Below are 1,977 nucleotides of genomic sequence, written 5' to 3'. Positions count from 1 at the left end.
GTACGCGGTGCCGGTCGCCGGTGGGCGCGGTGTGCGCCGGTCGGCGTCGGCGGTGGTGCCGGTGCTGACGAGCAGCGCGGCGGTGAGCGCGGCGACGGCCGCGGTGGCGGTGGCGCGCAGGCGCGTGCGAGTGGTCATCTGTCATCCCCCCGGAAGCAGCGTGGACCTCGACCGTAGGCACAGCCGACGCTCGTCGGCAACGGGACGGCCGGACGTGGCGGGAGGGGTGCGGACGGTGCTGCGGGCATACTCGTCCGATGCCGCACCTGGAGATCGAGTACACCGACAACATCGCGGGCCTGGACGCCGAGCGCGTGCTGGCCGCGGCCGTGGAGGCCCTGGACGGCGTGGGCGAGTACGACATGGCGTCCACCAAGGCGCGGGTGCGCCGGCTGGACGTCTACGCCGTGGACCGGCCCGACTCCGGGGGCGCGTTCGTGGCGGTGACGCTGAGCGTCCTGCCCGGACGCTCGGAGGACCTGCTCCGCCGCACGTCCGAGGCGATCTCGGCGGCGGTCGCCGGCGCCGCGTCGTACCCGGCAGGCACGCAGGTCACGACCCAGGTCCGCGAGCTGCAGGGCTACAGCAAGGTCGTCGTCTGAGGCGTCCCGTCACGACCGGGGCGCGGTCGTGCTGCCGGCGCGCAGGGCGAGCACGAGCAGCGCGCCGACCTGGGCGACGACGAGCGGGGTGGCGTGGTCGATGAACCCGGCGAGCACGTGCTCGAACGCGCTCGCGCCCGGCTCGACGTCCTGGCCGTGCAGCCGGTCGGGCGCGGCGAGGCCGAACCCGACCACGACGGCGGTCATGAGCAGCGGTGGCAGGACGCCGGCGACGAAGAACCCGCCGAGGCGGACGGTCAGCGGGACGCTCCAGGCGACGAGGACGAACGCGACGCCGAACAGCAGACCGAGGCGTCCCTCGACGAGCAGCTCGAGCACGATCACGACGGCCAGGGCGACGACGGCGAGCACGACGGCCTGCCCGGCCAGCAGGTCCTGGGACGCCAGGCTGCCGCGGGGACGCGGGCGTCGGGCCGCCGTGGACATGGTCAGGAAGATAGCCGCTCGACGAGCTCGGGAGCCGTAGGCGCACGGTGGCCGGTCTCGACCCGACGCGGGACGCGACCTCGCGGGCGCCGATGTCGAGGTCGTGCAGCCGGCGGGCGGTCACCAGCAGGCGCGACTCGACCGAGCCGACGGTGTCGTTGTAGCTGGTGACGGCGTTGGCCAGCGCCTTGCCCAGGGCGTCGACGTGGCCGCCGACCACGCCGATGCGCTCGTAGAGCTCGGCGGCCACGCGCTGGATCTCGCGGGCGTTGTCGGCCAGCCGCTCCTGGGTCCAGGCGTGGGCGACGGTGCGCAGCAGCGCGATGAGCGTCGTGGGCGTGGCCAGCACGACCTGCTTGGCCGCGGCGTGCTCGAGCAGCGACGGGTCGTGGGCGAGCGCCTCGGCCAGGAACGCCTCGGCCGGCACGAAGAGCACGACGAACTCGGGGGAGTGCTCGAGCCGGCTCCAGTAGGCCTTGGACGCGAGCTGGTCGACGTGGGTGCGCAGCTGGCGGACGTGGCGCTGGACGTGGACCTGGGCGACCTCGGGGTCGCCGGACTCGACGGCGTCCAGGTAGGCGTCGAGCGGGACCTTGGCGTCGACGACGACGTTCTTGCCGCCGGCCAGGTGGACGACCATGTCGGGCCGCAGGGTGCCGTCGGCGGTGGTGACCTGCAGGTCGAAGTCGCAGTGCTCGACCAGGCCGGCCAGCTCGGCGGTGCGCTTGAGGTGCATCTCGCCCCAGCGTCCGCGCACCTGCGGGCGGCGCAGGGCGGTGGCCAGCGAGGCGGTCTCGCGGCGCAGGGAGTCGGACGTGGTGCGGACCGCCTCGACCTGCTCGCGCAGCTGGCTGTGCCACTCGATGCGGCTGGCCTCGAGCTGGCGCAGGCGGGCGTCGAAGCGGTCGAGGCTCTCGCGCACCGGCTC

General features: G+C 74.5%; 2 protein-coding genes and 1 pseudogene. 1 reads left to right on the top strand and 2 read right to left on the bottom strand.

Going from position 1 to position 1,977, the window contains the following annotated elements:
- Window positions 1-257: 257 nt before the first annotated feature.
- Complete coding sequence (locus AC2W7G_RS14875) at window positions 258-602, top strand: 5-carboxymethyl-2-hydroxymuconate Delta-isomerase (protein ID WP_485869121.1); 345 nt, start codon at window positions 258-260, stop codon at window positions 600-602.
- 9 nt (window positions 603-611) lie between these two features.
- Here AC2W7G_RS14875 and AC2W7G_RS14870 read toward each other — a convergent pair whose 3' ends face one another.
- Window positions 612-1,049 (bottom strand): DUF6542 domain-containing protein, encoded by a 438-nt coding sequence (locus AC2W7G_RS14870; protein WP_485869122.1) that lies wholly within the window; start codon window positions 1,047-1,049, stop codon window positions 612-614.
- A gap of 97 nt (window positions 1,050-1,146) precedes the next feature.
- Window positions 1,147-1,971, bottom strand: a pseudogene (locus AC2W7G_RS14865) (DNA recombination protein RmuC); the annotation flags it as partial.
- Between the last annotated feature and the right edge of the window lie 6 nt (window positions 1,972-1,977).

The sequence above is a fragment of the Aeromicrobium sp. PFPM2_SD2 genome, assembly GCF_057364525.1.
This window is presented reverse-complemented; position numbering and strand designations above follow the sequence as displayed.

Bases quoted from the DNA above. Each gene is read 5' to 3' on its own strand.
- AC2W7G_RS14875 (WP_485869121.1), top strand. From the start codon at position 258: ATGCCGCACCTGGAGATCGAGTACACCGACAACATCGCGGGCCTGGAC.
- AC2W7G_RS14870 (WP_485869122.1), bottom strand. From the start codon at position 1,049: ATGTCCACGGCGGCCCGACGCCCGCGTCCCCGCGGCAGCCTGGCGTCC.